This window comes from Sodalis sp. RH14, assembly GCF_047324285.1.
Classification (GTDB): domain Bacteria; phylum Pseudomonadota; class Gammaproteobacteria; order Enterobacterales; family Enterobacteriaceae; genus Acerihabitans.
Genome location: NZ_CP178739.1, coordinates 2,648,610 through 2,674,466 on the forward strand (window position 1 = coordinate 2,648,610; position 25,857 = coordinate 2,674,466).

Here is a 25,857-nt window from a genome sequence, read left to right on the forward strand (position 1 = left end):
ATGCGTATTGCTGTATTTACCGACAGTTTTTATCCGGAGCTGGGCGGTATCCAGGATTCGGTATTGTCCGGATGCCGGGAATTGGGCAAACGCGGTCATCAGGTGGTGATTCTCGCGCCCCGCGCCAGCGGACATGACTTTGCCGTGGCCGGCGTACCCGCACGGGAAGTCGACGCGGGGAAAAATGTTTCCGTCCGCCGGCTGTTTTCGCTGCCGGTGCCCAGTTCGACCGGGCAATCCCGCCTGGTGGTGCCCACCGGGCGGCGCTGGCGCCAGTTGTTGTCTTTCGCGCCGGATATTATCCATACCCATACTTTTCTCGGCGCCGGTCTGGAAGCGCTGAGCGCCGCGCGCCAACTGGATATTCCGCTGGTAGGCACCAATCACTGGGCCATCGGGGAGTTTGCCGGCTATACGCCGTTTTCGGCGCAATTTTTCCGCAACGTCAGCCTGCGGGCGGTCAACCGCTATTACAACCACTGCGCATTAGTGACCGGTCCTTCCCATTCCGTGATTGACGAAATGCGCGCGTTTGGCCTGCGCAGTCCCCACTGCGTGCTGTCCAATCCGGTGGATCCCGCCCAGTTCCATCCGGTCCCGGACGAACGCCGCGCCATGCTTAAACGGGCGCACGGTTTCAGCGACGCAACCATTGTCTATGCCGGCCGGCTGGCGGACGAAAAAAAAATCGATGTGCTGATTCGCGCCCTGGCGCTTATCGCCGCGGAGGTGCCCGAAGCGATGCTGGTATTGGCGGGGCACGGCTCCGCCCGCCATCGCCTGGAGCACCTGGCGCGGGCGCTGGGGGTCGGCGATCGCGTCAGGTTTACCGGCACGCTGGATAAAGCCACGCTGGCGGATGTGTTTCACGCGGCGGACATCTTTGCCATCGCCAGCACGTCTGAAACACAAAGCATGGTATTGATCCAGGCAATGAGCGCGGGCCTGCCCGTGGTCGGGGCGCGCTGGCGCGCGCTGCCGGAATATATCGACCCGCAATCGGGGTTCCTGGCGCAGCCGGGGGACCCTGAGGATTTTGCCCGCAGGCTGACCCACTTGCTGCGCGCGAAAGCGCTGCGCCAGAAAATGGGCGAGCATGCCGCGCGGCAAACCAGGCATTTTTCCATCACTACCGTGACAAGCCGCTGGGAAGAGATTTATGCCCGGATCGGTCTGGCAGTACCCGAGGGCATGTCGCGTATCTCAGGAGCGTAATGATGAAACTCAGTTTAATAATCCCAGCGTATAACGAAGAGTTGTATCTTGCGACCTGCCTGCAATACGCCCTGCGGGAGCTGACGGCGCACGCACATCCCGGTGAGTACGAAATTATTGTCGTTAATAACGCCAGTACCGACCGGACGTCGGACATCGCCGCCGGCTTCAGTGGGGTTCGCGTCGTATACGAACCGATAAAAGGCCTCACCCGCGCCCGCCAGAAAGGGCTGGAATCGGCCTGCGGCGATATTCTGGCCTTTATCGACGCCGACACGCGTATGCCGTCCGGCTGGCTGGATAAAGTGCTGCATGCCTATGCGCAGCGCGGCGATCTGGTCTGTATCAGCGGCCCATACCGTTATTTCGACCTGCCGGGAATAAAAAGCGTCCTGGTGAAATTCTACTGGCTGGCGCTGGCGAAACCTACTTACTGGTGCACCGGCTATATGGCGGTGGGCGGTAATTTCGCCGCCAGTAAACGGGCCTTGCTGCGTATCGGCGGCTTTGATACGTCTATCGCGTTTTATGGCGAAGACACCAATATCGCCCGTCGGCTGGCGGGCGAGGGGCGGGTACAGTTTGACCTGGATATGGTGATGGAAACGTCGGCACGCCGCCTGAAAGAGGAAGGCTTCGCCACCACGGCGCTACGCTACGTCCTGAACTTTATGTCCGAGGCCATCCGCAATAAGCCCGCCACCTCCGAATATCGGGATATCCGCTAAGGGCCGCCGGCGTAGTGCGCCACGCGCCGAGTCACGCACGCGGTGCCGCTTCCGCCTTCAGGCCGTTATTGATCGACAATAAAACCATCCAGGTGCGGGCGCATGGAAATGGGTTTGCTTAACGGCGGACGGATACGCTGCGCGTCGGGCAGTAATTTCATTCCCAGGCCTGGCCCGTCGGGAATATCCACAAAACCGTCCAGCGGCAGGGGAACTTTATCCACGATATTGCTCCCCAAATGCTCGGGGCGGGATGCGAAAATGCCCGCTTCAAAGCCGGTGGCATATTCCTGAATGGCGAAATTAGGAATAGCGGCCGCCAATTGCAGACAGGCGGCCAGGCCGATGGGTGAGAGCGGATTATGGGGAACCACCTGGACATGATGCGCTTCGGCCATCGCCGCGACTTTTTTGCCGCCGGTAATTCCACCGCACAGGCACAAATCCACGCGGGCGAACTCCATCGCGTTGCGACTCAACAGGGCCTGGAATTCATAGAGGGTGGAAAAGCGCTCCCCGGTGGCGATGGGAACATGGATTTTATCCGCCACCCGCGCCATGGCATCGGCATTTTCCGGCCGGATGGGGTCTTCCACAAACATAGGATGATATTCTTCTATGCCGCGGGTAAAGGTCACCGCTTCCGGCGGCGTCAGGCGCCGGTGCAACTCAATCAACAAATCGACCCGATCGCCGACCACTTCCCGCATACGCCTGACGTTATTGATGGCATCACGCATTTTGCGGATATGGGTTTTAAAATAAACCTTGTCATTACCTTCATCCAGGAAAGGATTGAGATGACCGAATGCCGTAAATCCCGCATCCATTTTAGCCTGGCATTCTTCCAGTATTTTCTCAATGGTCTGTTCATAAATATGGCCATATATCCGCGCTTTTTTGCGCACCGGTCCTCCCAATAATTGATAAATCGGCACATTCAGGGCCTGGCCTTTAATATCCCAAAGCGCGATATCTATCGCCGAAATGGCCGCATTGATGGCCAGTCCCTGGAAATAGCTGAACCGATGCATTACATTCCAGTGGTGTTCGATATCAAACGCTGATCTTCCCTCCAGATATTCAGCGAAACGCTGGATAGCGGCGCCCGAGGCCTCAATATGGCCCCAGGCACCGGCTTCGCCATGGCCAACCAATCCGCTGTCGGTTTCCACGCGGGCAAACATGAACTGACCAATATGCAATGGCTCAACTCGGGTTATTTTCATAGGCTCCTCACTGACTGTTTATATCGCGAAATTTTTTTACCGGTTTGGATGTGACGAATAGGCGCCGTGCTCGTGCGCCTGCTTGCCGCCTTCGGCCTCGACATCACGTAAATCACGACCACGGGTTTCCGGCCCGAGAAATACCGATACGGCCGTCAGGACCGACAGCACGATGACGTAGGCGCAAACCAGTTTGGGATCCCCGTCGCCCACGGCTAATAAACTGAGGGCGATGATGGGGGCTATCCCCCCGGAAATGGGCGAGGTGACTTCCCTCGCCAGCGAAAAACCGGTATAGCGCACCCGTGAAGGGAACATCTCCGCCAGCCATGGACTTTGCGCCGAGGTCATCATGGTCTTGGCAATGGAAGAGACCAGAAACAGGCCGGCGTAAATCCATACCAGTTCCCGGGTTTGCAGCAGATGGAAAAAAGGAATAATCGCCAGGCCGGAAAGAATCGCGCCCCCCATGTAAACGGGCTTACGCCCCACTTTATCGGAGACCCAGCCAAATAAGGGCACGGTAATGAATTGCAAGGCGGTGCTGAACATTAGCGCGGTGACAATTTCGTCCCTGGCGATATGTAATTGCTGGGTGACATACACAATGACAAATGATTCGTAGATATACGCCAGGGAATTATCGCCTAACCGAGCGCCCCAGGCGCAAAACAGCTGGCGTTTCGACGTTTTGAATACTTCACGCACCGGGTTTTTGATAACGGCGTTCTTGCGTTTTAATTCTTCAAAGATGGGCGACTCTTTTAACTTCATGCGTATAATAACGCCAAACGCAATGACCACGGTGCTTAATAAAAACGGTATGCGCCATCCCCATACCTCAAATGCTTCTTTAGATAAATGCGAAGAGAAGTTGAAGGTGGCCAGCGATAACAACAGGCCCAGGGCCACTCCCATATAAGGCATCGCGCCATAAAGACCGCGCCGTTCAGCCGGCGCATTTTCAACAACGATCAATACCGCGCCGGCATATTCAGCGCCTGAGCCAAGCCCCTGCAGGGCGCGAAGCAGGGTCAGCAGGATAGGCGCCGCTATACCCGCCTGGGCATAGGTCGGCAACAGCCCCATCAGGGTGGTTGAACTTCCCATTAAGAGTAAGGTGATCACCAGCACTTTTTTACGGCCGATGCGATCGCCGAGATAGCCAAACAGCACGCTGCCGAACGGGCGGACGAAAAAGCCGATGCTAAAGCTGGCAAAAGCCAGAATAGTACCGGTCAAATGGTCGAAAGACGGGAAAAATAAGGTATTGAATAACGTTGCCGCAGCGGTGGCATACAGATAATAATCATACCATTCAACCGTCGTGCCGATGATGGCGCTGAGAATGGTATTACGAATGACTTGCCGGGTTGCCGGCGTTTGCGCGATTGCTTGTTCCACGACGAGCCCCTTATTGGTAGGTGTACAGGTTTGGCCAACGTTGGAATAAAAAACCACATACGAGTTATGCTTACCTTCGCATCCAGCGTGCGAAGGTGGTAATAACCCTAAAATAATCGGCGATATGTTGTTATATGATGCTTGGAAACGTTTCCGGAAACGTTTCCAGTGATTAAAAAGCGGTTGCCACAGACTGTCAAGTTTCTTTGGCGCGAGGATGTATATGAGTTCAAAAAATGAGACACCGGTCAATGAACGGGCCGGAATCCGTCAAGTTGCTGAACTGGCCGGCGTGGGGATCGCCTCCGTTTCCCGCGTGCTGTCAGGGCAACCGGGCGTCAGTAAAGAAATGACGGAACGGGTACTGGCTGCGGCGGAGAAGTTACGTTATACCCCCAATGTCCTGGCGCAAAGCCTGCGTCGCCGTTCAACCAAATCTATCGGTTTTGTCTGTTCGGATATCACCAATCCGTTGCTGGCCTCAATCGTCAGCGGCGCGGAAAGTGTCCTGACGGCCTCGGGGTTTTCCCTGCTGCTGACCAATTCCGGCGGGGTGCCGGCAATGGATGCGGAACATATTGACGTATTGCAACAACGCCAGGTGGACGGGCTGATTTTGCTGCCGTCGCTGGAAAATGATGAAGCGACCCTGAGCGTGCTGCGTAAAAGCACCATTCCGATGGTGGTGATTGACCGTACGTTGCCGGATGATGTCAACGCCAATACGGTATTATCCGATCATTTTACCGGCGTAGGCGCCGCCGCCAGGGCGCTATTGCAGTTGGGCCACCGGCGTATCGGCCTGGTCGTCGGGCGAGATGTGCGCCCGACCCGGGAGCGTATCCGTGCCGTGCGGGAGGCCTATCAGGCATGCCAGGCGGCGCCTGATTTTATGATAGAGGCAGGTATCCTGTCGGTCGCCCACGGCGAGCGGGCTATGGCGCGCTTACTGGCATTGTCCCACCCGCCGACCGCGGTGATTTTGGGCGGTAACCAATTACTGGAGGGTGCGCTGAAAGCGGTGGGGCAGCGCAACCTGGTCCTCGGCCGCGATCTGTCGCTGGTGTGTTGTGACGATGTCGCCATCGGCCGCCTGTTCTCGCCGCCGATTGCCACCGTGATGCGCGATAACGGCTTATTGGGCAAACGTGCCGCGGAGCTGTTACTGGGACAGCTGCGGCATCCTCATGATAAAGAACATATTCTCTTGCCAACCTGGTTTGAAAACCGCGCCAGCTGCGGCCCGGTACCGCCCACGCCGGGTCAGACAGACGTATAAGGCATGCAACCTGCCACGGCCGACGCGTTGGCGGCTGTTGGCCAACGATATCCGGCGTTGTTTGACCGCGGTTAGTCTCATTGCGCGATTTCAATCATAATATGTCATAAACTACTGCCATGTGGCATGTATCAGCGTTAAGTCTCCGTTTGGATAATTTGATCTTGCTCACGGTTAATCAAATATGATTAAATATAATCATTATAACTCGTGACCACCGATAATAACCTAAGGAATGTCTATGCCGGCCGGGCAAAACAACGCGCAGATAGGGGTGATCGCCGACGATTTTACCGGGGCCAATGATGCGGGCGTGGGGCTGACCCGCCACGGCGCCCGGGTCAATGTGCTGTTCGGCGGCGCGGACGCAATCACCGACGGCGGTCGCGCCGACGCCTGGGTTATCAGTACCGACAGCCGTGCCCTGCCGGCCGGGGAGGCGGCGCGGAGGGTGGGCAGGGCGGTAGGGCAATTACGTGCCGTCGCGCCGGACGGCTGGCTGTATAAAAAGATCGATTCCACGCTGCGCGGCAACCTGGGCGCCGAAATCGAGGCGGCCCTCAACGGCGCGCAGGCGCCGCTGGCGATTATCGCCGCGGCCGCGCCCGCCATGGGCCGGTGCATCCGCAACGGCCACTGCGAAGTCAACGGCCGCAGGTTAACCGATACCGAATTTGCCAGCGATCCCAATACGCCGGTCGCCACCTCCTCCATAGCCGGACGGATCAACGAGCAAAGCGCGCTGCCGCTGGCGGAGCTGGATGTAGCGGCGGTGCGCGACGCTTCCCTGGCAATGCGGATTACCGCCCTGGCGGAACAGGGTTGCCGGCTGGTGGTGCTCGACAGCCTGCTGGACGACGATTTACAGCGTATCGTCGCGGCGCTGCGGCAGTTGCCGTTCAAGCCGCTGCTGGTGGGATCGGCGGGCTTGATTGACCCGTTGGCGCGCAGCCTGCCGTTCGCGCCGGCGCCGCCCCTGCTGGCGGTTATCGGCTCCATGAGCGCCGCGGCCCGGCGGCAAATCGACCACGCGCGGGATAACGCGGCGGTCAGGCTGGTGGATATTGATGTGCTGCGTCTGTTCATCGCAAACCCGGCGAGCTTGATCGATCAATGGGTCGGTGACGTGAGCGCGGCATTGCGCGCGGGCAGGCACTGCGTGGTTCGTACCTGCCAGGATGAAGATCAGCGACGGCATATCGAAGCGGTCTGTCGACAACACGGCATCAGCCGCCAGCGGTTGGGCGAGGATATCTGCCTGGCGCTCGGCCGCCTGACGCGCCGGGTGGTCGACGCCCAACCCATCGGCGGGCTGTATCTGACCGGCGGCGACGTTGCCGTCGCGGTCGCCTCCGCGCTGGATGCGACCGGCTTCCACATCCGGGGACAGATTGCCGCCTGCGTCCCTTACGGCCGCTTGCTGGGCGGCGTGGCGCAAAACATACCGGTAATGACCAAAGCGGGCGGTTTCGGCGGTGAAACCACGCTATCAGAAGTTATTCGCTTTATTGAGGAGATGTCGCGTGACTAAGACAATTGCGGTAACCATGGGAGATCCGGCGGGCATTGGTCCGGAAATTATCATTAAAGCGTTGGCTGAAGGTGAATTTTCCGGTGCGCCGGTGGTGGTGGTGGGCTGTGTTTCCACCCTGCGCCGTATCCTGTCGCTGCGGATCACACCGCCCGCCGAATTGAAAATCATTGCCCGTCCCGCCGACGCGCGGTTTGCGCCCGGGGTTATCAATGTCATCGATGAGCCGCTGCAACAGCCCGCGGCATTGGTTCCCGGCCAGGTGCAGCCGCAGGCGGGCGACCTGGCCTATCGCTGCGTAAAACACGCCACCGGACTGGCGCTGGCCGGCGAGGTCCACGCCATCGCCACCGCGCCGCTGAACAAGGAGGCGCTGCATGCCGCCGGCCATATTTACCCCGGCCATACCGAATTGCTGGCCAAGCTGACGCAGAGCCGGGATTACGCCATGGTACTGTACACCGACCGGCTGAAGGTGATTCATGTCACCACGCATATCGCGCTGCGTAAATTTCTCGACACGCTGAGCCGCGAGCGGGTGGAAACGGTCATTCAAATGGCGGATACCTTTCTCAGGCGGGTCGGTTTCCCCCACCCGCGCATCGCGGTAGCCGGCGTCAACCCGCACGCGGGTGAGCACGGCCTGTTCGGCGACGAGGAAATTACCGTCGTTAATCCCGCGGTGGCCGCCATGCGCGACAAAGGGCTGGACGTCACCGGCGCGTGCCCGCCCGATACCGTCTTTCTGCAAACCTATGAAGGCCATTATGATATGGTGGTGGCGATGTACCACGATCAGGGGCATATCCCGTTGAAATTGCTAGGGTTTTATGACGGTGTCAACATTACCGCCGGCCTGCCGTTCATCCGCACCTCCGCCGATCACGGCACGGCGTTTGATATTGCCTGGACCGGCAAGGCCAAGGCCGACAGCATGGCGATAGCGATAAAACTGGCCATGCAGCTGGCCTGAGGGACGCCGCACCCTGTCGCGCCGCGCCGTCTCAAGCGGATGATGGTCTTTTTTCCTCGCCATCATCCGAATCCTGACATGAGGACGCCGCTTTCCTTTATTCCCCGCTGGATTCCAACTGCTGGATATGTTGCGCAATCAGGCGCGCCAGCTTTGGCGCATCCCGATCGCGGATCGCCGCCACCATGGCGAAATGTTCGCCGGACGATTTTTCTATCCGGGCATGGGAGCTCCATTGCCCCAGCGGGGCGGAGGGCACCCGGCTGCGCAGATCGAAAATCAGCTCCACCATATCCTGGTTCAGGCAGGGCGCCAGCAGCGCCCGGTGAAAAGCCATATTGGCCTCATACTGCTCAAGCAACGTGCCGTGCCAGGTGGCGTCGGCGAACGCCTGCGCGCAGTCCGTCAGGCGCGCGATGCCCTGTTCGCCGATATTCTCGACAATATCCGGCGCGGCCGCGCACTCCAGGATACAACGGATAGCCGAAATATTCCGGCGCTGCTGCAAATTGGGCGCGTAGACGTGGTACCCCTTGTTGGGCACGTGCTGCACCAGCCGTTCAATCACCAGTTGGTCAAGGGCGCGGCGCACATCGGCGCGGGTGCAGCCATAGCGTTCCTCCAGCTCGGCCTGTTTCAGCCACATGCCGGCGGTGAATTCACCGGTATTAATATCCTTGGCGATATCGTTGGCGACATTGGCGGATGCGCCGGGCTTTTTTTGCTTCATGTTTAGCGTCCTTCATTAACCTGGCGGTCGTCGATTCAAAGCATTATAAGGCGTTTTGCGCCGCCTGAAATACCGCCGCCATAATAAAACCCTATGGAGAAATGGGCGGGACGGCGCGCGGCTTCTTATCGTAAATCATCGTGTTACTGGGTTATTGCCGCAGAGGATACTTTTATATTACCGGGAAATGTGATGGGGGCGATAGTTTTTGCGCATATTTATCCAATTAAATTGGCGCCAATTTTGGTTTTATGTTTGAATGAAAATCACTCATCACCCTGTCATTTCTACAGGAAAAAAATGGCCCTCGACGAAACCCAACTGGCGGAAACCCGCGGACGCGCGCTTTATCAGCGCGGCCATACCACCATTTTCGCCAGCAGGCAGGACCCCCGTTTTGCCTATTGCATGTACGTTCCGCCCGATTTTGACGCCGATCCCGCCGGACATTGCCTGGCGGTGGTCATGCACGGCACCGGGCGCAGCATGACCGCCTACCGCGACGCTTTCGCCGAATTCGGCCGCTATAACCGCTGCGTGATCCTGGCGCCGCTGTTCCCGGTGGGACCGTTGCAAGACGGCAACTCCCATGGTTTTAAGTACATCATCGAGCAGGGCATCCGCTATGATCGGGTACTGCTGTCGATGGTGGATGAAGTCGCCGCATCCCTCGGCACGCCGTTCGACCGGTTTTTACTGTTCGGGTATTCCGGCGGCGGCCATTTTGTGCACCGCTTCCTGTATATCCATCCCGAACGCCTGCTGGGCGTCTCCATCGGCGCGCCGGGCTCCGTTACCCTGCTGGATGAACACCAGGACTGGTGGGTGGGCGTGCGCAATTTTGAGCAGATGTTCGGCAAACCGCTGAATTATGCCGCCCTGCGGCAGGTGCCGGTGCAACTGGTGGTGGGCAAGGTCGATGTGGAAACCTGGGAGATTACCCACCGGCCGGGAGGCAAATATTATATGCCGGGCTGTAACGACGCCGGCGCGACCCGCATCGAGCGCAATACCGCGCTTTGCCAGAGCCTGCTCGGGCACGGCGTCGACGCGCGCCAGGACATCGTGCCCAATGTCGGCCATGACGGCATGAAAGTGCTGGATACCGTAAAGGATTTTTTCCTGCGCGTGCTGCGCAGCCACCGTTGCGCGCCACCCCCCCGTTAAGGAGACACGATGTCGCAGATTACCCCCTTTCCGCTGGTTACCGTATCCGGCAGCGCCCATGAACGCGGGTTGCAATACGGCGAAATTGCCCGCGATCGCATCCGCCTGAGCGTCGGACTCTACGGCGATCAGCTGCGCGAACTGGGATTAAGCCAAGCCCAGCGCGAGGAACTCATTACCGCCTTCAGCGCCATCATCCGCGATTTCGATGCCGACTACCTGACGGAAATGACCGGCATCGCGACCGGGGCGGGCGTACCGCTGGAAGGCATCGTGATGATCAACGCCCGCACCGAGGTGATCGCCAAGGCCCGGCTGCTGAAAGAGCAGCGCGACGCCCATGACGATACTATCAAGGACGGCTGCAGCGGCGCGGTGATTTTGCCGCAGCGCAGCGCCAGCGGACGGCTGATCCACGGGCAGAATTGGGACTGGCGCGCCGAATGCGCCGACAGTTCCATCGTACTGAAAGTGCACCGCGACGACGGCCCCGATTACCTGACCTTTGTGGAGGCCGGCGGCCTGGCGCGCAGCGGCGTAAACCAGGCCGGCCTGGCCATCACCGCCAACTATCTGCGCTGCGAGCGCGACTACCGCCAGATAGGCGTGCCGATTTCCCTGATCCGCCGCAAGGTGCTGGAGCAGCAGCATATGGCGCTGGCGATGCGGGTGGTGGCGGTCACGCCCAAGTCCTGCTCCAACAATATGATGCTCAGCACCCGCGAGGGGTTCGCCATTGATTTTGAATGCGCGCCGGATGAGTCTTTTACCCTGTACCCCACCGACGGCATCCTGGTGCACGCCAACCATTGGGAAAGCGACGCGGCAAAAAGCAAAATCCGCGAAATGGGCATTGGCACGTCGCCCGATACCCTGTACCGCGCCTGGCGGGTGAATCAATTGCTGCGCGCTAAGCCCAAGCTCAGCGCAGACGATTTGAAAAATGCCTTTTTTGACGACTTCGGCGCGCCGTATTCGGTATGCCGGCCGCCGCGTCCCGGTTTTCAAAGCGATTTGTCGGCCACCGTGGCGATGATCGTTATGGACTCCACCGCGGGCACGATGGAGGTGGCGCCGCTGCCGGCGATTAACCGCGAATTTACCCGATATTCCCTGGCCCTGTCCTGACAGCCGCCGTCCGAACGAAACAACGACCCATTGAGGATACTATGAAGCAGATAATCGCGTGTATCGTTATGCTCCTGCCGGGAATGATGGCGGCCCGGGCCGGCGCGGCCGACAACAGCGTCATCCGTTTTGCCTTAAACCAGGACATCCGCAGCAGCCAGCCGGGCGTGAACCGCGACGGCAATACCGACGACGTGCTGATGCACGTGGTGGAAGGGCTGGTGGGCTATCGGGAGGACGGCACCGTCGGGCCGATGCTGGCCGACACCTGGGAGGTGCAGGACGGCGGCAAAAAATATGTGTTCCATCTGCGCAAAAATATCAAATTCCACAACGGTGATACTCTGGGCGCGCAGGATGTGCTGTGGAGCTGGAAGCACTGGACCGATCCGAAAACCCAGTGGCGCTGCCTGCGGGAATTCGACGGCAGCAGCCAGATCAACGTCACGTCGGTAAGCGCGCCGGACGACAGTACGGTGGTGATGACGCTGGCGCAGCCGGTGGCGCTGTTTCTCGATACGCTGGCCCGCACCGACTGCGGCGCCGCGGCGGTCGTCAGTCCCAAATCCGTGGACGGGCAGGGCAACTGGATCAAGCCTATCGCCACCGGTCCTTTTACCTTCGATAACTGGAAGCACGGTGAATACGTTTCGCTGAAACGTTTTGACGGCTACAGCTCCCGCGCCGGCGCGCCGGATGGTTTTGTCGGCGGCAAGAAAGCGCTGGTGGACGAAGCGCGGTTTATGGCCGTGCCGGACGCCGCCACGGTGAAAGCGGGGCTGCGCTCCGGTGCGGTGGATGTTGCCCAGGTCAGCCCCATCGACGCGTCGGACCTGAAAACCGACCCCAATGTGGCCATCGCGGTGGCGCCCAACGCCCAGCGCCATGCGCTGCTTATCCAAACGGCGGATCCGCTGCTGAAAAACCTCAAGCTGCGCCAGGCGATCGCCGCGGCGCTGGATACCGAACAAATCGCCATGGGCACCAGCGAGGGGCTGGCCACGCCGAGCAATTCCAATATTTCCGTGGCCTCCGGTTACTATAAAGAAGTGGAAAAGCAGGGCTATAAATATGATCCCGCCCGTACCAAACAGCTGCTAGAGGAAGCCGGATATAAAGGCGAGACGATTGAAATCATCGCCAATAAACGCTCCACCGTGCCCAGCTTCGATATGGCGGTTATCGTGCAGGCGATGCTGCAGGCCGCCGGCATCAACGCCAAAATCACCACCATGGAATGGGCCACCCAGCTTGAACGCTACCAGGCCGGCCGCTACCAGATGATGACCTTTACCTTCTCGGCGCGCTTTGAACCGGCGCTGGCGTTTGAGCAAATCAACGGCGATAAAGCCAAGCAGCCGCGCAAGGTTTGGGACGATCCCCAGGCCAACAAACTGGTGGACAGCCTGGCCTATGTCAGCGACAGCAAACAGCGGCAGGATATCGTCGACCAGCTGCACCGCATGATGATCGAACAGGTGCCGCTGATTATTTTCTATCCGGGGCTGGATATTATCGCGCACCGCAAGGTTATCGTAGGCTATAAACCCTGGCTGGCCGCCGCCGCCCGCCTGTGGAACGTATCCGTTAAGTCATAGCGGCAAGGAGTCGTCATGCTGAGTTTTATCTTCAGGCGGGTGGCGTCGGCGATCCCGACGCTGCTGCTGGTGACGGTGATCGTCTTCCTGCTGACCAGGCTGGTGCCCGGCGATCCGGCGCTGCTGATGCTTGGCGATCTGGCGACCGAGAGCAGCCTGGCGGATTTGCGCCATAACATGGGCCTGGATCAGTCGCTGTTGACGCAGTTTTTTATCTGGTTCGGCCAGGTGCTGCACGGCGACTTCGGTCACTCCATCCAGAGCGGACAGGCGATACTGCCGCTGATCCTCGAACGGTTTTCCGTCACCATGAGCGTGGTGCTGGCGGCGGTGGTCGTGGCCGCGCTGGTCGCCGTGCCTTTCGGCATGCTGGCGGCATGGAAACAGAACACCCGTCTTGATGTCGGCCTGGTGATGTTCTCGACGTTTCTGCTGTCGATACCGAGTTTTTGGATGGGGCTGCTGATCCTGATGTTTTTCGGCCTGAAGCTCGGCTGGCTGCCGGTGGTGGGGTATGTCTCGATTCGGGACAACGCCTGGCAGGGCGTGCTCTATCTGCTGATGCCGGTGCTGACGCTGGTGCTGGTGGAAGTGGGCGCGCTGGTGCGCATGATGCGCGCCAGCACCCTGGAGGTGCTGCGCCTGGATTATGTCACCCACGCCCGCGCCAAGGGGCTGCGCGAGCGTACCGTACTGTCGCGCCATGTGTTTCCCAATGCCTTCGGGCCGACCTGGACGCTGATAGGCCTTACGCTCGGCAACCTGCTGAGCGGCGTGGCGGTAACCGAAACGGTGTTTAGCCTGCCGGGCCTCGGCAGGCTGCTGGTGGACGGCATCTATGCCCGTGATTATCCGGTTATCCAGGGGTGCATGCTGTTTATCGCCGGTATCTATGTCCTGACCAATCTGGTGATAGATGCCCTTTATCCGCTGTTTGATCCCAGGGTGGCCGCATCATGAAACGCTCAATATTTTTGGCGCCCAACGCCCTGCTGGGCGGGCTAATGATCGGGATTATCGTCTGCGCCAGCCTGGTGGGGTTCTTCTGGACGCCGTTCGACCCCAGCCGGATCAATATTCTGGCCCGGCTGCAAAGTCCCGGCGCCGCGCACTGGTTCGGCACCGACGAATACGGACGCGACGTATTGAGCCGCATTATGCTCGGCGCCAGCGCCAGCATCAGCATTTCGGTGCTGACGGTGGCCTTCGCGCTGCTGACGGGGATTGTGCTGGGCTTGCTGAGCGGCTATCTGCGCGGCGTGACCGACCGGGTCATCATGATGGTGACCGATACGCTGCTGGCGTTTCCGGGCATCCTGCTGGCACTCGGCCTGCTGAGCATCCTGGGCAGTAACCGCTACGGCATTATTCTCGCCCTGGGCCTGGCCTATACCCCCTCGGTGGTGCGGGTGGTGCGCGGAACGGTGCTGGGGCTGCGCGAGACGGATTTTGTCCACGCCTCCCGGGTGATGGGACATCGCGAAGGATTTATCCTGCTGCATCATATCCTGCCCAACTGCATCGCGCCGCTGACGGTGCTGGCCACGTCCATGCTGGGCTGGGTGCTGATTTCGGAAAGCGCCCTGTCATTCCTCGGGCTCGGGGTACCGCCGCCGGAACCCACCTGGGGCAATATGCTGGCGGCAAGCCGTACCTATCTTTCCCAGGCGCCCTACCTGGCCCTGCTGCCGGGGTGCTGTATTTCCCTTGCGCTGCTGGGCGTCAACCTGCTGGGGGACGCGCTGCGCGATTATCTTGACCCGAGGATGCAATAATGAATAACACCGCGCAGCCTCTGCTGGACGTCGGTAACCTGACCATTAGCGTGCAGGATCGCACGGTGGTGAACGGCATTTCCTTTTGTCTGCAGCCGCGCGAAGTGCTGGCGGTGGTCGGCGAATCGGGCAGCGGCAAAACCCTGGCGATGCGAGCGCTGATGGGGCTGCTGCCGTCCAATGTCGCGCGCCGGGCCGATCGGCTGCGGTTCGCCGGCCAGGATTTGCTGGCGCTGGATAACGAGCAACTGCGCCAGGTGCGCGGCGCCGGTATCGGCATGGTGTTCCAGGAACCCATGACCTCGCTAAATCCGGCCATGACCATCGGCCGCCAGCTGGATGAAGGGCTGGCGCTGCACACCACGCTGACGCCGCAGGAGCGCAAACAGAAAATCGTCGCCATGCTGCGCCGCGTCGGGCTGGACGGCGGCGAAACGCTGCTGGCCAGCTTTCCGCACCAATTTTCCGGCGGGATGCGCCAGCGGGTGATGATTGCCGCGGTGATGCTGCTGGAACCGAAACTGATTATCGCCGATGAACCCACCACGGCGCTGGATGTGCTGGTGCAGCATGAAGTGATGAGCCTGATGCTGTCCCTGACCGCCGAGCAGGGCAGCGCGGTAATCCTGATAAGCCACGATCTGTCGATGGTGGCCAACTACGCCTCGCGCATCATGGTGATGGAGCAGGGCGCGCTGGTGGAGCAGGGCGAAAGCCGCCGGCTGCTGGCCGAACCCCGGTATCCCTATACCCGCCGGCTGCTGGACGCGATGCCCGTCAGAAAAGCGCCCGCCGACCGCCGCTCGCTACTGTCGGCATCGGCGGTATTGACGCTGAGCGACGTGAGTATCGATTATCCGGGGCAGAAAACATGGTTGCAACCGGCGCGCGTCACCCGGGCGGTGAACAGCGTCAGTTTTAACGTGCGCCGGGGCGAAACGGTGGCGCTGGTCGGCGCCAGCGGCTCGGGAAAAACCACCATCGGCAAGGCGATTGCCGGTATGTTGCCGGTGAGCGCCGGCTCGCTGTTGTTCGAGGGCCGGGATGTCAACGACCGGGACCCGGCGTTAAAACGCCGGTGGCGCCTGGCCTGCCAGATCATCCAGCAGGATCCCTATTCCTCCCTCAATCCGCGCATGAAAATCGGCCGGATCCTGGAGGAGCCGCTGCGGGTCTTCAATGATACCGGGCGGGCGCACCGCCTGGCGCGCGTCAAAGAGGTATTGAACGAAGTCGGCCTGGCGGAATTTTTCATCGACCGCTATCCGCACCAGCTTTCCGGCGGCCAGCGCCAGCGCGTGGCCATCGCCCGCGCCGTGATCCGCAAACCGGCTTTTATCGTCGCCGACGAGCCGACCTCGGCGCTGGATATGACCGTGCAAAAGCAGATTTTGACGCTGCTGCGCCGCCTGCAGGACAGCTACGGTTTCGCCTGCCTGTTTATCACCCACGACCTGGGCGCGGTGGAGCAGGTCGCCGATCGCATCATGGTCATGGAAAAAGGCCGGCTGGTGGAAAACGGCTGGAGCGACGATGTGCTGGACCGGCCGCAGCACGACTATACCCGGCGGCTGCTTTCCTGCCTGCCGCAGCTTAAGCTGCTGGAGAATGGCGGCTATCAGCTGGAGGCGCCGGTCCAGGCGCCGTAGCCGGGGGACTTCCCATCCGCCTGTGGCCATAGTAAGTTATTTTCTCACCTATTTTGACATCAGATGAAGGGTAATAATGTCCACACTGCAAGGCTCTGAACGTATTTTAACCACCCATGTCGGCAGTCTCCCACGGCCCGTGAAATTGCTGGATCTGATGAAGGCGAATATCGACGGCGCGGATAATCAGGCGGAGCTGGACCGCTGCATTAAAGACGCGGTGATCGAGTCGGTCCAGCAACAGGTCGATGACGGCATTGATATCGTTACCGACGGTGAACAATCCAAAGTCGGTTTCTTTGCCTATGTCCGCGATCGCATGAGCGGCTTCTCTGCGCGCCCCGGGCAACGCTATACGGCTTTTGACGCGGAGATCGAGGCGTTTCCCGATTATTATCAGCACTATTTCGGCGAAGCGATGCTCGGCGGCAACCTGGTGCCATTCGTCCCGGTGGCCTGCACCGGACCTATCGCCTATCACGGCACGGCGCAATTGCAGCGCGACCTGGCCAACCTGGCGGCCGCATTGGGTCAAGTGAGCGCCCATTCGGCGTTTGTCCCGTCGGTGGCGCCGACCGGCGTGGGCAGCAATGCGTTTTATGCCAGCGAAGGCGAGTATCTCTCGGCGGTGGCCGAGGCGCTGCGCGTCGAGTATAAAGCGGTGATTGACGCGGGATTCAGCCTGCAAATCGACGATCCGTTCCTGCCCGATCTGTTTGCCGATCGCGCCCTGGACAATGCGGCGATTCACCGCAAAGCGGGCGAGTATGTCGAGATCCTGAATCATGCGCTGCGGGGCCTGCCGCAGGAAAGAATTCGCTATCATACCTGCTACAGCATTAACGAAGGTCCGCGCATTCACGATGTGCCCTTCGTGGAGTTTGTGCGCTATATGCTCAATATTAACGCATCGGATTATTCCTTCGAGGCGGGCAATGTACGCCACGAACATGAATACCACCTCTGGGAAGAGATTACGCTGCCGGCGGGCAAGCGGTTGATCCCGGGCGTGATATGCCATGCCAGCAACACCGTGGAACATCCGGAACTGATTGCCGAACGCCTGGTCCGCTTTGCCGAACGGGTAGGTCGCGACAATGTTATTGCCGGCGCCGACTGCGGTTTCTCTTCGCAGGCCACCTATCGCACGGAAGTGCATCCCACGGTGGTGCGGGAAAAATTCCGCGCCCTGCGCGCGGGCGCCGACCTCGCCAGTAAAAAACTGTGGAAAAAATAAGCGGACGCCAGCCGTCCAGCGGCCGGCAACCTGCCCACTGAGCGTGACGGGGGCCGCCCGGCGGCCTGATAGCCGCTGTGTTGCGTCGCGTAAGGGAAAACGCCGCGCCGCCGATGCGGCGTTGCGGGCTTACGGATTGCCTGGCGCGGCGGGGAGGGCATCGTCCAAAAACCTCACCGCATTACGCAGCGCCTGGTCGGCTTCGGGGAGAACCCCGGAGAACAAATGCCAGACATGGAACATGCCGGGCCAGACCTCAAGTGATGTCCGTACCCGGCTTTCCCCGAGATGGGCCGCAAGGCGGAGGGCCCCGCTCAGCATGACCTCATTTTCGCCAATTTGGATCAGGGTGGGCGCAATCCCCCGGACATCGGCGAAGATCGGCGAGGCATCAGGGTGAGTCGGCAATTCTCCGGCCAGGAATATACGGGCCAGTTGGTTAAGAAACGCCGTGCTGCACAGCGGATCGATACCGTCCCTGACGGTTGCCGAATTTCCGCTGTGCGTGAGATCCGCCCAGGGTGAAAGGGCGACGGCGGCGGCGGGTAGGGGCACGCCGGCGTCCCTGGCTTTTCTCATAATGGTCACCACCATCGCTCCGCCGGCCGAATCACCGGATATCGCCAGGGAACGCGGGTCGACGCCGTTATCAAGCAGCGCGCGATAGGCGGTAAAAGTATCTTCAATCGGCACCGGGAACGGGTGCTCCGGGGCTTGCCGGTAATCGGGCACATAGACGCTGGCGCGCAGCAGCGCGGCATATTTTCCGGCCAGGCCGCGGTAGGCGTTTATCCCGCCATGGACATAGCCGCCCCCGTGTATATAGAACAGCACGCGGTCCTCCAGCACATTTTCCGGCGTGACCCGCAGCGCGGCGACGCCGCCCAAATCAACAGGGGTAAACGACACCCCGCCAGGCGCCGGGAATAACCTTTCCAGTCCAGCCGTATAGGCCGCGCGCGCCTCGGGCCATCCGGCCTCGCTCTGGCCATTCATTTTCTGGACCACAGGCAGTGCCGCTTGTATCCAGCCATCCAGCGTTTTTCTGGCATTTACAGGTAACATTGCATATCCTTCTGGGTGAATAAGTTTCTACACAATCACTCTATCGCAACCATTCGGGAAAAGGATTCTACAGTGGGTGTCCGTCACGTCGCGGCCGGCCAGCATGGCGGCGGGGGAATTGAACTCAACACCATGCGTGCCTTTGTGGCCATCGCCGAGTCAGGCAGCTTTGTCGCCGGCGGCAAAATCATGGGATTGACCCGCTCCGCGGCCGGAAAGTCGCTGGCACGGCTGGAAGCCTACCTGGGTACGCGCTTGCTGCACCGCACCACCCGCAGGGTGTCGCTGACAACCGATGGGCAAAATTTTTACGAGCGCTGCGTGCAGATACTGTCCGATCTGGACGAGGCCGAGCACAGCGTCAGGCAGGGCCGCCTGCAACCCAGGGGTACGCTGCGCCTCACCGTGACCGCGGCCTTCGGAAGGATAGTTATCCTGCCGTTGCTGAATCAATTCCTGAAAACATGGCCGGAGCTGGAAGTCGAGGTCAGCTTTACGGACAGGGTCGTCGACCTGGTGGAAGAGGGGTTCGATCTCGGTATCCGCATGGGCGATATGCCCGTCGACTCGCTGATGGTCGCCCGGCTGATTGCGAAATACCGTCCCTGTCTTTATGCCGCGCCGGCCTATCTGCAAGGCTATGGCACGCCAGAAAACATAGCGGACCTCAGCGGCCATCAGCGGCTTATCTACGGCCTGCATTCCGCATCGGGCGCCTGGCCTCTGGCCGGGCCCGATGGGACGCCGGTCCTTATCGACGGCCGCCGCCGCCTGCGTTTTGACAGCGGCGAGGCCATCAAGGACGCCGCGGTAGAAGGCATGGGCATTGCCTACCTGCCGTCCTTTCTGGCTGAGGATGACGCGAGGAAAAACCGGCTGGTAAAATTATTCCCGCAATACCAGGGCAGCGAGATACCCATCCATGCCATTTATCCCGACAGGAGACATCTGGCGGCGAAGGTACGCCTGTTCATCGATATGCTGGTGCAGCATTTTCATAAGGAAGGGCAACCGGGCTAAAAGGCTCCGGCCGGGCAGCCGTCATGGATATAGCCGGCCGCCCCTGCGTGATCGATCTCTTGACAGCCAGGCTACCAACTAGTAGGGTGATTGCACGCGATGGCGTTCTGGCTTTCCTGTGTCGGGCCCCGCCCGCATTATTGCGGGGGCCGCAATGCCGGTAAAGCAGCATTCGCCGCACCCCCTTTGTTTGGTCGATGGACTTTTATCATGAACGCAGAGCTTTCTCCCAAGGCCGCGGAAATCGCCGCCCATGCGCGGTTACTGCTGGCCGCCGGCGGCTATAACAGCTTCAGCTATGCTGATATTTCCGCCCGGGTACACATCAGCAAGGCCAGCATCCATCATCATTTCCCCAGCAAGGAAGAACTGGTCAGAACCGTGGTCGCCCTGTATCGGGAAGAGGCGCGGGCAGGCATGGCGGCCCTTGATAGCCAGCTCGCCGACCCGCTGGCGGAGCTTAACGCCTATGCCGATTACTGGATCACCTGCATTCGCGATGGTACGTCTTCTTTTTGCATTTGCGCGATGCTGGCCGCCGAACTGCTGACGATCCCGGTCCGGGTGGCGGATGAAGTCCGCGGGCATTTTCAGGATCAGTCTGACTGGCTCGCGTCGCTGCTCCAGAACGGCGCGGCCCAGGGGCAATTCCACCTGCGCGCCAGTGCGGCCGTCGAGGCCGGCGCTTTCATGGCCACGGTCCACGGCGCGATGCTGGCCGCCCGGGCCTATGGCAATCCGCAAACTTTTCAGTCCATTATCCAGCCTACGATCCATCATTTGACCGCGTCAGCCTGATCCGCTCCAGCGGAACGGGGTGGCCGGGGGTTTTTTGCGCTGCAGTAAGCCTACCAACTAGTAGGTTGATTACGCTGTCGCGGGTGCATACCCGCCAACCGGGGTTTGTTATCACGTCGCAGGCTTTCCAGGCGCCGCCTGCGACGGTTTTTCTTTTTAATGCGCCATATCAATCTATCGCGGTGCCCGCATCGCTCAGGAGATTCAACATGACTGTTCCAAGAATAACCCGCTTCCTGGCCCTCGGCCTGACCGGCGCGCTCCTTATGTCCAGCGCTCTGACGCCGGCTGCCGCCGCCGATAACAGCGTCAGGGTACGGGGTACCGTCGCCGCCCTGACGGGTGACCGGCTCCAGGTGACGTCGCGCGAGGGCCAAGCCGTCATGGTCACCCTGAAACCCGGCTGGAGGGTCTCGGCGGTAGCCAAGGCCGGTATCGCCGACATTAAGCCGGGCGACTACGTCGGCATCGCGTCGCTCCCCACATCGGCGGGAGGCGACGGGGCGCTGGAAGTGCTGATCTTCCCGCCCCAGCTGAAAGGCGCGGCGGAAGGCAGTTTCGGCTGGGACCTGAAACCCAACAGCACGATGACCAATGCCACCGTGGCCGATGCGGTCAAGTCGGTGGGCAGCAGCGACGTTACGGTCAGCTATCACGGCCGGGAAAAAAAGATTTCCATTGCGCAAGGCACGCCGGTCGTCACGCTGGCGCCGGCCACACCTGAGGATGTGAAGCCCGGCTCGGTGGTTTTCGTCAGCGCAGAGAAGGGCGCGGACGGCGAGCTTTCCGCCGGTAATCTTATCGTCGGCAAAAACGGCGTTGTTCCCCCGATGTAATCAATCACCCCCGCCGGCTGGCGGTGTCGGCCAGCCGGTCAAGGAGCCTGTCATGAACAAACCTGATACATCAAGCGCGCCGACCCCATCAGCCCCGCCTGGGCGCCGCCGGCTCGTTAAGCGGCACTCATTGCCTGTACGCATTACGCATTGGGTGAACGTCCTCTGCCTGTCGATTCTGTTACTGAGCGGATTGCAGATTTTTAATGCCCATCCCCGGCTCTACTGGGGGCAATACGGCGCCGACGCGGATCGGGCGTTTATCGCCATTGGCGCCAGGCAACTGGGCGATACATCGCGCGGCTATATCCAAATCGGCCCGCTGGGCATCGAAACCACCGGCTTTCTCGGCGTTTCCAGCGAAGACGGCGCCGCGGCCGCACGCGCATTCCCGACCTGGCTTACCCTACCGTCCTATCACGATCTGGGCGCCGGACGGCATTGGCATTTTTTCTTCGCCTGGCTGCTGGTCATTAATGGCCTGGTCTACCTGGCGCATGGGCTATGGTGCGGCCACCTACGGCGGGACCTGTTGCCTACCAGGGCTCAGCTGTCATTACGCCATTTGTGGCGGGAAGTGATCGACCACGCGCGCCTGCGCTTCGCCAGGGGGGAAGCGGCGCGGCGCTACAACGCATTGCAAAAGCTGGCCTATCTGACGGTCGTCGGCGGCGCGATCCCGCTTATGGTGTTGACCGGACTGGCGATGTCGCCGGGACTCAACGCCGTGTTTCCGTTTCTGCCGGATCTGTTCGGCGGACGTCCTTCGGCGCGCACGCTGCACTTCCTCACCGCGTCTTTCCTGGTGCTGTTCGTCATCGTGCATGTGGCGATGGTGGTCGCCTCGGGCCTTTGGAACAATCTGCGCTCGATGATTAGCGGCCGATACGCCATTGACGAAACAGGAGACAAGCCATGAAACCTCAGTTTTCACGCCGGCGTCTCCTGGCCGGCCTGCTCGCCGGGGCGGGGGGGACATTGCTCACCGGGTGCGATGGCCTGACGCAGAACGCGCAAGTGACCGCGTGGCTGGATAAGGTGGAAAAGCTGACCATGGGCAGCCAACGCATGCTGCTCGGGCGTCAATCGCTGGCACGGGAATACACTGAGGCCGACCTGTCGCCGGTCTTTCGCGCCAATGGAACGCAGATGCCGGACTCGGAGGACTATGCCCGCTTGCTGGAGCGCGGCTTTGCCGACTGGCGTCTGCAGGTGGATGGGCTGGTGCGGCAACCGCTGAGCCTGTCGCTGTCCGACCTGAAACGGTTTCCGGCCCGTACCCAGATCACCCGGCACGATTGCGTCGAGGGATGGAGCGCCATCGGCAAATGGCAAGGCGTTCCGCTGGGGCGGGTGCTGGATGCGGCGGGAGTGAAACCGGGCGCCCGCTACGTGGTGTTCCATTGCGCGGACGAGCTGGAGAGGACGCTGGATGGCAGCGGCCGCTATTATGAAAGTATCGATTTGCTCGATGCCTACCACCCCCAGACTCTCCTGGCCTATGGCATGAACGGCGGGGATCTGCCCGTGGCCCATGGCGCGCCGCTGCGTCTGCGGGTTGAAAGACAGCTCGGCTATAAGCATGCGAAGTATCTGATGCGCATCGAAGTCGTTACCGCGTTTGATGCTCTGGGCAGCGGAAAAGGCGGCTACTGGGAAGATCGCGGCTATGAGTGGTATGCGGGCATATAATGTCGTGCAATAGGGATTTTGACGCTATCCCGTTATGCCGGCCATAAAAAACGCCCTGGCGTTCAACGGGATGCCAGGGCCTGGAATCCCGCTACCTCTGGCTGAAAAATCCATGATGAAAATGTAATGATGCATGCCTGAAATAAGCACTCTCACGTTAAATTTGGCCGTGTTTATCTTTGATAAATAAGCTATATAAACTCGTGTTTTTTTTGGCGGATGTTTATTTTTAAATTTTTACTTTTTTGTCATTAGAGCTTGATGTGCATCACGCCAAAAGACCGTAAATTTCTTTAATTTTTTATTTTAGCTGGGATTTTTTGATGTATTTAGGTTAAGTGAAGATTCAGGAAGATATCTCACTATAAAATTGCAGTTACGGCATTTTATGTTATTTTTTTCATATTGCAATTCATCATTAAACGCACAATTGCACCATTTTTCTGGTTTTAAGGGAAATGTAAATAAATTTAATTCATATAAATCATAAGCTTACTTTTTATATCCTTTTTCTTAATTTAGTCTTAAGAAAATTAAGTTTTTTGCCGATAAGCTTTTTAGCATGAAAATATTATCATTTTGGAATACTTGAATATTATTCTAAAAAGCATATCCATATGTTAACAAGGGATTTTATATGTTTACCGGCAAATTAATGTTTCGTAATTTCTCCATAGGCAAGAAGCTTTTTACTGGGTTCATAATGTTGATTGTCATTATCATTGGTATGTCATGTTACAGTATTTACTCTTTAGATGTGATTCAACGTAATGCGGTCAGGACAAACCACACCAACAAGATTGGCGATTTGCTTGAGTTGGCCCGAAGGAATCGCCTGTTGTATATGCAAACGGGGGATGAGCAGATGATCAAAGCCAATGGCGAAGCGTTAAGCAGTATGCAAGTCTTAATCGAAAAAGAAGACGTCTCTCATTGGCAGGGCAATACAAAAAATAAATACGAAATATTAACTGAAAAAATAAAGCATTATAAGCAGCTGCGGGATGTATTTTTCGCTAATATTGTTCACAGTAACGCACTTGCCAAAGAAATAACGCAGGATAATGGACAGCGTGTTTTGAATGACCTGCAGAGAAAAATGCAGGATTCCTCCGTTGAACCTGGTATACGGGAAACGCTCCTTGACATTTCGCTGTCGCTCGACAACCTGCGTGATGCCGCGAATACACTGATAACCCAACATACTGATGACGCATTTGCGGTTTTTAAGACGTCGTACAATGATGCCGAAACCCTTTATTCCGCCAGCATTACTAAGCTTCCCGACTCAGAAAAAGCGGTAGTCATTCCCGTGTTGGCGTATTTCCAAAAAATTAAGGCCAGTACCTACGCTTACTTCCCAGCAGCCGTGGAAAGCCAAAAATCCTCTGACAGCATGAGCAACGTTGCAGACGAACTTAACAGTGCGACAAGCGATCTTATTGAAGCACAGGATTATGATAATGAAAGAGTCATTACGGACGCCATCGTCTTCATCTCCGCGCTCGCGGTAGCCGCGGTCCTCGTCGGATTATTGGCGGCCTGGTACATTACCCGCCAAATAACACTCCCCATCATCGAAAACCTGGCGATGGCGGAACGCATTGCCCGCGGGGACCTTACCTCAGCGATCTCCTCCAATTCCGGTGATGAGCTTGGCCAGCTCACGCGCGCCATGGGCGCAATGAACACCAAACTGAGCGAAATCATTACGGGCATACGGGAAAGCGTCGGCCACCTCGCCAGCGCGTCTTCGCAAATCGCGGCCGGGAATACGGATCTGGCCTCGAGGACTGAACAGCAGTCGGCGGCTGTCGTGGAAACAGCGTCCAGTATGGAAGAGCTGACCTCGACCGTCAGGCTGAATGCGGATAATGCCCTGCAGGCAAATAAACTGGCCGCCAGCGCCACCCTCGACGCGCGCAAAGGCGGTGAAATCGTCGACAATGTGGTGCTGACCATGAACGGCATTGCCGACAGTTCAAAGAAAATCACCGACATTATCGGTGTCATCAACAGTATCGCTTTCCAAACCAACATCCTGGCCTTGAATGCCGCGGTCGAAGCGGCGCGGGCAGGCGAGCAGGGACGGGGATTCGCCGTCGTGGCCGGCGAGGTAAGAACGCTGGCGCAACGAAGCGCTACCGCCGCCAAAGAAATTGAATCCCTGATTAACGAGTCGGTGCTGCGCATTAGCTCAGGTACGGAATTGGTCAATCATGCGGGATCCAGCATGGGGGATATCGTGCAGTCGGTGACGCATGTCAGCCAAATCATCGATGAAATCGCCACGTCATCAACCGAACAAAGCCACGGCATTGATCAGATCAGTAAAGCCATGGTGGAGATGGATTCCACCACGCAGCAAAACGCGGCGCTGGTTCAGGAATCCTCGGCCGCCGCCATTTCCCTGGAACAGCAGGCAAGAAATCTCAATGATATGGTCGCTATCTTTAAGGTCAGAGCGGGTCGCGCGCAGGAAAGCGCCGCTGGTGAATCCTTGGGGATGGCGAAAAGAAAAAGCCCGTCCAAGCCTGGCACAATGAATAAAGCGCTTAATGAAGAATGGACTTCATTTTAAACGTTAATCTTCTATTCATATCCTCCAGCAGGGTGGCTTTCGAAGGCGTCATCCTGCTCATACGGACTTTACCGGCTTATAAAGGGTAGACCACCGGCTATAATCGTATCCTGGCGGCGTTTATTTTTGCCGCGGCGTATTTCCGAATCCCCTTATACGTATGCTTCCTGCCAGGGAGAGTATGGCCGGGCTTTTGTGCTCATCCGGCGCTGTATTTCACCT

The 25,857-nt window shown here is 58.9% G+C and carries 22 protein-coding genes; 18 read left to right on the top strand and 4 right to left on the bottom strand.

What is annotated here, in order from left to right; translation table 11 throughout:
• Together ACL2XQ_RS12100 and ACL2XQ_RS12105 are read left to right on the top strand one after the other, a co-directional pair.
• Positions 1-1,215 carry a glycosyltransferase gene (locus tag ACL2XQ_RS12100; protein ID WP_413740404.1) on the top strand — a complete coding sequence of 405 codons (1,215 nt, stop codon included), beginning with the start codon at positions 1-3 and terminating at the stop codon, positions 1,213-1,215.
• Complete coding sequence (locus tag ACL2XQ_RS12105; protein WP_410014751.1) at positions 1,215-1,943, top strand: glycosyltransferase family 2 protein; 729 nt, start codon at positions 1,215-1,217, stop codon at positions 1,941-1,943. Before ACL2XQ_RS12100 ends, ACL2XQ_RS12105 begins: the two co-directional genes overlap by 1 nt.
• A gap of 65 nt (positions 1,944-2,008) precedes the next feature.
• Here ACL2XQ_RS12105 and ACL2XQ_RS12110 read toward each other — a convergent pair whose 3' ends face one another.
• Both ACL2XQ_RS12110 and ACL2XQ_RS12115 read right to left on the bottom strand, forming a co-directional pair.
• Positions 2,009-3,172, bottom strand: coding sequence for a mandelate racemase/muconate lactonizing enzyme family protein (locus ACL2XQ_RS12110; RefSeq protein WP_413740405.1), 1,164 nt, complete (start codon positions 3,170-3,172; stop codon positions 2,009-2,011).
• Positions 3,173-3,208: 36 nt separating this feature from the next.
• Positions 3,209-4,576 carry an MFS transporter gene (locus ACL2XQ_RS12115; protein ID WP_410014753.1) on the bottom strand — a complete coding sequence of 456 codons (1,368 nt, stop codon included), beginning with the start codon at positions 4,574-4,576 and terminating at the stop codon, positions 3,209-3,211.
• Positions 4,577-4,799: 223 nt separating this feature from the next.
• Between ACL2XQ_RS12115 and ACL2XQ_RS12120 the strand changes: the two genes are divergently transcribed.
• The 3 genes from ACL2XQ_RS12120 to ACL2XQ_RS12130 all read left to right on the top strand — a co-directional run bounded on the left by ACL2XQ_RS12120 (position 4,800) and on the right by ACL2XQ_RS12130 (position 8,359).
• Complete coding sequence (locus ACL2XQ_RS12120; protein ID WP_413740406.1) at positions 4,800-5,855, top strand: LacI family DNA-binding transcriptional regulator; 1,056 nt, start codon at positions 4,800-4,802, stop codon at positions 5,853-5,855.
• A 241-nt stretch (positions 5,856-6,096) separates the two neighbouring features.
• A complete protein-coding gene (gene dtnK / locus ACL2XQ_RS12125) occupies positions 6,097-7,386 on the top strand; it encodes a D-threonate kinase (RefSeq protein ID WP_413740407.1) in 1,290 nt (429 codons plus the stop codon).
• On the top strand, positions 7,379-8,359 hold the full coding sequence (locus ACL2XQ_RS12130) for a D-threonate 4-phosphate dehydrogenase (RefSeq protein ID WP_413722998.1): 981 nt from the start codon (positions 7,379-7,381) through the stop codon (positions 8,357-8,359). Before dtnK ends, ACL2XQ_RS12130 begins: the two co-directional genes overlap by 8 nt.
• A 97-nt stretch (positions 8,360-8,456) precedes the next feature.
• Here ACL2XQ_RS12130 and ACL2XQ_RS12135 read toward each other — a convergent pair whose 3' ends face one another.
• Positions 8,457-9,089 (bottom strand): GntR family transcriptional regulator, encoded by a 633-nt coding sequence (locus ACL2XQ_RS12135; RefSeq protein WP_410014757.1) that lies wholly within the window; start codon positions 9,087-9,089, stop codon positions 8,457-8,459.
• Between the two features lie 300 nt (positions 9,090-9,389).
• On the opposite strand from ACL2XQ_RS12135, the gene ACL2XQ_RS12140 reads away from it, so the two are divergent.
• From ACL2XQ_RS12140 to ACL2XQ_RS12170, 7 genes are all read left to right on the top strand, one after another.
• Positions 9,390-10,256, top strand: a complete 867-nt coding sequence (locus tag ACL2XQ_RS12140; RefSeq protein ID WP_413740408.1) for an alpha/beta hydrolase — start codon at positions 9,390-9,392, stop codon at positions 10,254-10,256.
• A 9-nt stretch (positions 10,257-10,265) separates the two neighbouring features.
• On the top strand, positions 10,266-11,384 hold the full coding sequence (locus ACL2XQ_RS12145; RefSeq protein ID WP_410014759.1) for a C45 family autoproteolytic acyltransferase/hydolase: 1,119 nt from the start codon (positions 10,266-10,268) through the stop codon (positions 11,382-11,384).
• Positions 11,385-11,425: 41 nt separating this feature from the next.
• Positions 11,426-12,982 (top strand): ABC transporter substrate-binding protein, encoded by a 1,557-nt coding sequence (locus ACL2XQ_RS12150; RefSeq protein ID WP_413740409.1) that lies wholly within the window; start codon positions 11,426-11,428, stop codon positions 12,980-12,982.
• Between the two features lie 15 nt (positions 12,983-12,997).
• Positions 12,998-13,942, top strand: a complete 945-nt coding sequence (locus tag ACL2XQ_RS12155) for an ABC transporter permease (RefSeq protein WP_410014761.1) — start codon at positions 12,998-13,000, stop codon at positions 13,940-13,942.
• The gene (locus tag ACL2XQ_RS12160; RefSeq protein ID WP_410014762.1) at positions 13,939-14,757 is read left to right on the top strand and encodes an ABC transporter permease; all 819 of its coding nucleotides are present in this window, start codon (positions 13,939-13,941) and stop codon (positions 14,755-14,757) included. The genes ACL2XQ_RS12155 and ACL2XQ_RS12160 overlap by 4 nt, the downstream gene beginning before the upstream one ends.
• Positions 14,757-16,406, top strand: a complete 1,650-nt coding sequence (locus tag ACL2XQ_RS12165; RefSeq protein WP_413740410.1) for a dipeptide ABC transporter ATP-binding protein — start codon at positions 14,757-14,759, stop codon at positions 16,404-16,406. Before ACL2XQ_RS12160 ends, ACL2XQ_RS12165 begins: the two co-directional genes overlap by 1 nt.
• Before the next feature lie 76 nt (positions 16,407-16,482).
• On the top strand, positions 16,483-17,643 hold the full coding sequence (locus ACL2XQ_RS12170; protein WP_413740411.1) for a cobalamin-independent methionine synthase II family protein: 1,161 nt from the start codon (positions 16,483-16,485) through the stop codon (positions 17,641-17,643).
• Positions 17,644-17,772: 129 nt separating this feature from the next.
• Here the strand turns inward: ACL2XQ_RS12170 and ACL2XQ_RS12175 are convergent, their stop codons facing one another.
• A complete protein-coding gene (locus ACL2XQ_RS12175; protein ID WP_413722994.1) occupies positions 17,773-18,708 on the bottom strand; it encodes an alpha/beta hydrolase in 936 nt (311 codons plus the stop codon).
• Positions 18,709-18,780: 72 nt separating this feature from the next.
• Between ACL2XQ_RS12175 and ACL2XQ_RS12180 the strand changes: the two genes are divergently transcribed.
• The 6 genes from ACL2XQ_RS12180 (at position 18,781) to ACL2XQ_RS12205 (ending at position 25,635) form a co-directional block, all read left to right on the top strand.
• Entirely contained in the window at positions 18,781-19,728 is a 948-nt protein-coding gene (locus ACL2XQ_RS12180; protein ID WP_413740412.1) for a LysR family transcriptional regulator, read from the top strand.
• Positions 19,729-19,938: 210 nt separating this feature from the next.
• Positions 19,939-20,526, top strand: a complete 588-nt coding sequence (locus ACL2XQ_RS12185; RefSeq protein WP_410014767.1) for a TetR/AcrR family transcriptional regulator — start codon at positions 19,939-19,941, stop codon at positions 20,524-20,526.
• A 209-nt stretch (positions 20,527-20,735) separates the two neighbouring features.
• Positions 20,736-21,362, top strand: coding sequence for a hypothetical protein (locus tag ACL2XQ_RS12190; RefSeq protein ID WP_410014768.1), 627 nt, complete (start codon positions 20,736-20,738; stop codon positions 21,360-21,362).
• A 52-nt stretch (positions 21,363-21,414) separates the two neighbouring features.
• A complete protein-coding gene (locus tag ACL2XQ_RS12195; RefSeq protein WP_413740413.1) occupies positions 21,415-22,281 on the top strand; it encodes a cytochrome b/b6 domain-containing protein in 867 nt (288 codons plus the stop codon).
• On the top strand, positions 22,278-23,054 hold the full coding sequence (locus ACL2XQ_RS12200) for a molybdopterin-binding protein (protein WP_410014770.1): 777 nt from the start codon (positions 22,278-22,280) through the stop codon (positions 23,052-23,054). Before ACL2XQ_RS12195 ends, ACL2XQ_RS12200 begins: the two co-directional genes overlap by 4 nt.
• A 637-nt stretch (positions 23,055-23,691) precedes the next feature.
• Entirely contained in the window at positions 23,692-25,635 is a 1,944-nt protein-coding gene (locus tag ACL2XQ_RS12205; RefSeq protein WP_413740414.1) for a methyl-accepting chemotaxis protein, read from the top strand.
• Positions 25,636-25,857: the final 222 nt, after the last annotated feature.

Coding starts and splice junctions, on each gene's coding strand:
- ACL2XQ_RS12100 (WP_413740404.1), top strand. CDS start 1: ATGCGTATTGCTGTATTTACCGACAGTTTTTATCCGGAGCTGGGCGGT.
- ACL2XQ_RS12175 (WP_413722994.1), bottom strand. CDS start 18,708: ATGTTACCTGTAAATGCCAGAAAAACGCTGGATGGCTGGATACAAGCG.
- ACL2XQ_RS12170 (WP_413740411.1), top strand. CDS start 16,483: ATGTCCACACTGCAAGGCTCTGAACGTATTTTAACCACCCATGTCGGC.
- ACL2XQ_RS12140 (WP_413740408.1), top strand. CDS start 9,390: ATGGCCCTCGACGAAACCCAACTGGCGGAAACCCGCGGACGCGCGCTT.
- ACL2XQ_RS12105 (WP_410014751.1), top strand. CDS start 1,215: ATGATGAAACTCAGTTTAATAATCCCAGCGTATAACGAAGAGTTGTAT.
- ACL2XQ_RS12155 (WP_410014761.1), top strand. CDS start 12,998: ATGCTGAGTTTTATCTTCAGGCGGGTGGCGTCGGCGATCCCGACGCTG.
- ACL2XQ_RS12160 (WP_410014762.1), top strand. CDS start 13,939: ATGAAACGCTCAATATTTTTGGCGCCCAACGCCCTGCTGGGCGGGCTA.
- ACL2XQ_RS12165 (WP_413740410.1), top strand. CDS start 14,757: ATGAATAACACCGCGCAGCCTCTGCTGGACGTCGGTAACCTGACCATT.
- ACL2XQ_RS12205 (WP_413740414.1), top strand. CDS start 23,692: ATGTTTACCGGCAAATTAATGTTTCGTAATTTCTCCATAGGCAAGAAG.
- ACL2XQ_RS12185 (WP_410014767.1), top strand. CDS start 19,939: ATGAACGCAGAGCTTTCTCCCAAGGCCGCGGAAATCGCCGCCCATGCG.
- ACL2XQ_RS12120 (WP_413740406.1), top strand. CDS start 4,800: ATGAGTTCAAAAAATGAGACACCGGTCAATGAACGGGCCGGAATCCGT.
- ACL2XQ_RS12150 (WP_413740409.1), top strand. CDS start 11,426: ATGAAGCAGATAATCGCGTGTATCGTTATGCTCCTGCCGGGAATGATG.
- ACL2XQ_RS12135 (WP_410014757.1), bottom strand. CDS start 9,089: ATGAAGCAAAAAAAGCCCGGCGCATCCGCCAATGTCGCCAACGATATC.
- ACL2XQ_RS12110 (WP_413740405.1), bottom strand. CDS start 3,172: ATGAAAATAACCCGAGTTGAGCCATTGCATATTGGTCAGTTCATGTTT.
- dtnK (WP_413740407.1), top strand. CDS start 6,097: ATGCCGGCCGGGCAAAACAACGCGCAGATAGGGGTGATCGCCGACGAT.
- ACL2XQ_RS12195 (WP_413740413.1), top strand. CDS start 21,415: ATGAACAAACCTGATACATCAAGCGCGCCGACCCCATCAGCCCCGCCT.
- ACL2XQ_RS12190 (WP_410014768.1), top strand. CDS start 20,736: ATGACTGTTCCAAGAATAACCCGCTTCCTGGCCCTCGGCCTGACCGGC.
- ACL2XQ_RS12145 (WP_410014759.1), top strand. CDS start 10,266: ATGTCGCAGATTACCCCCTTTCCGCTGGTTACCGTATCCGGCAGCGCC.
- ACL2XQ_RS12200 (WP_410014770.1), top strand. CDS start 22,278: ATGAAACCTCAGTTTTCACGCCGGCGTCTCCTGGCCGGCCTGCTCGCC.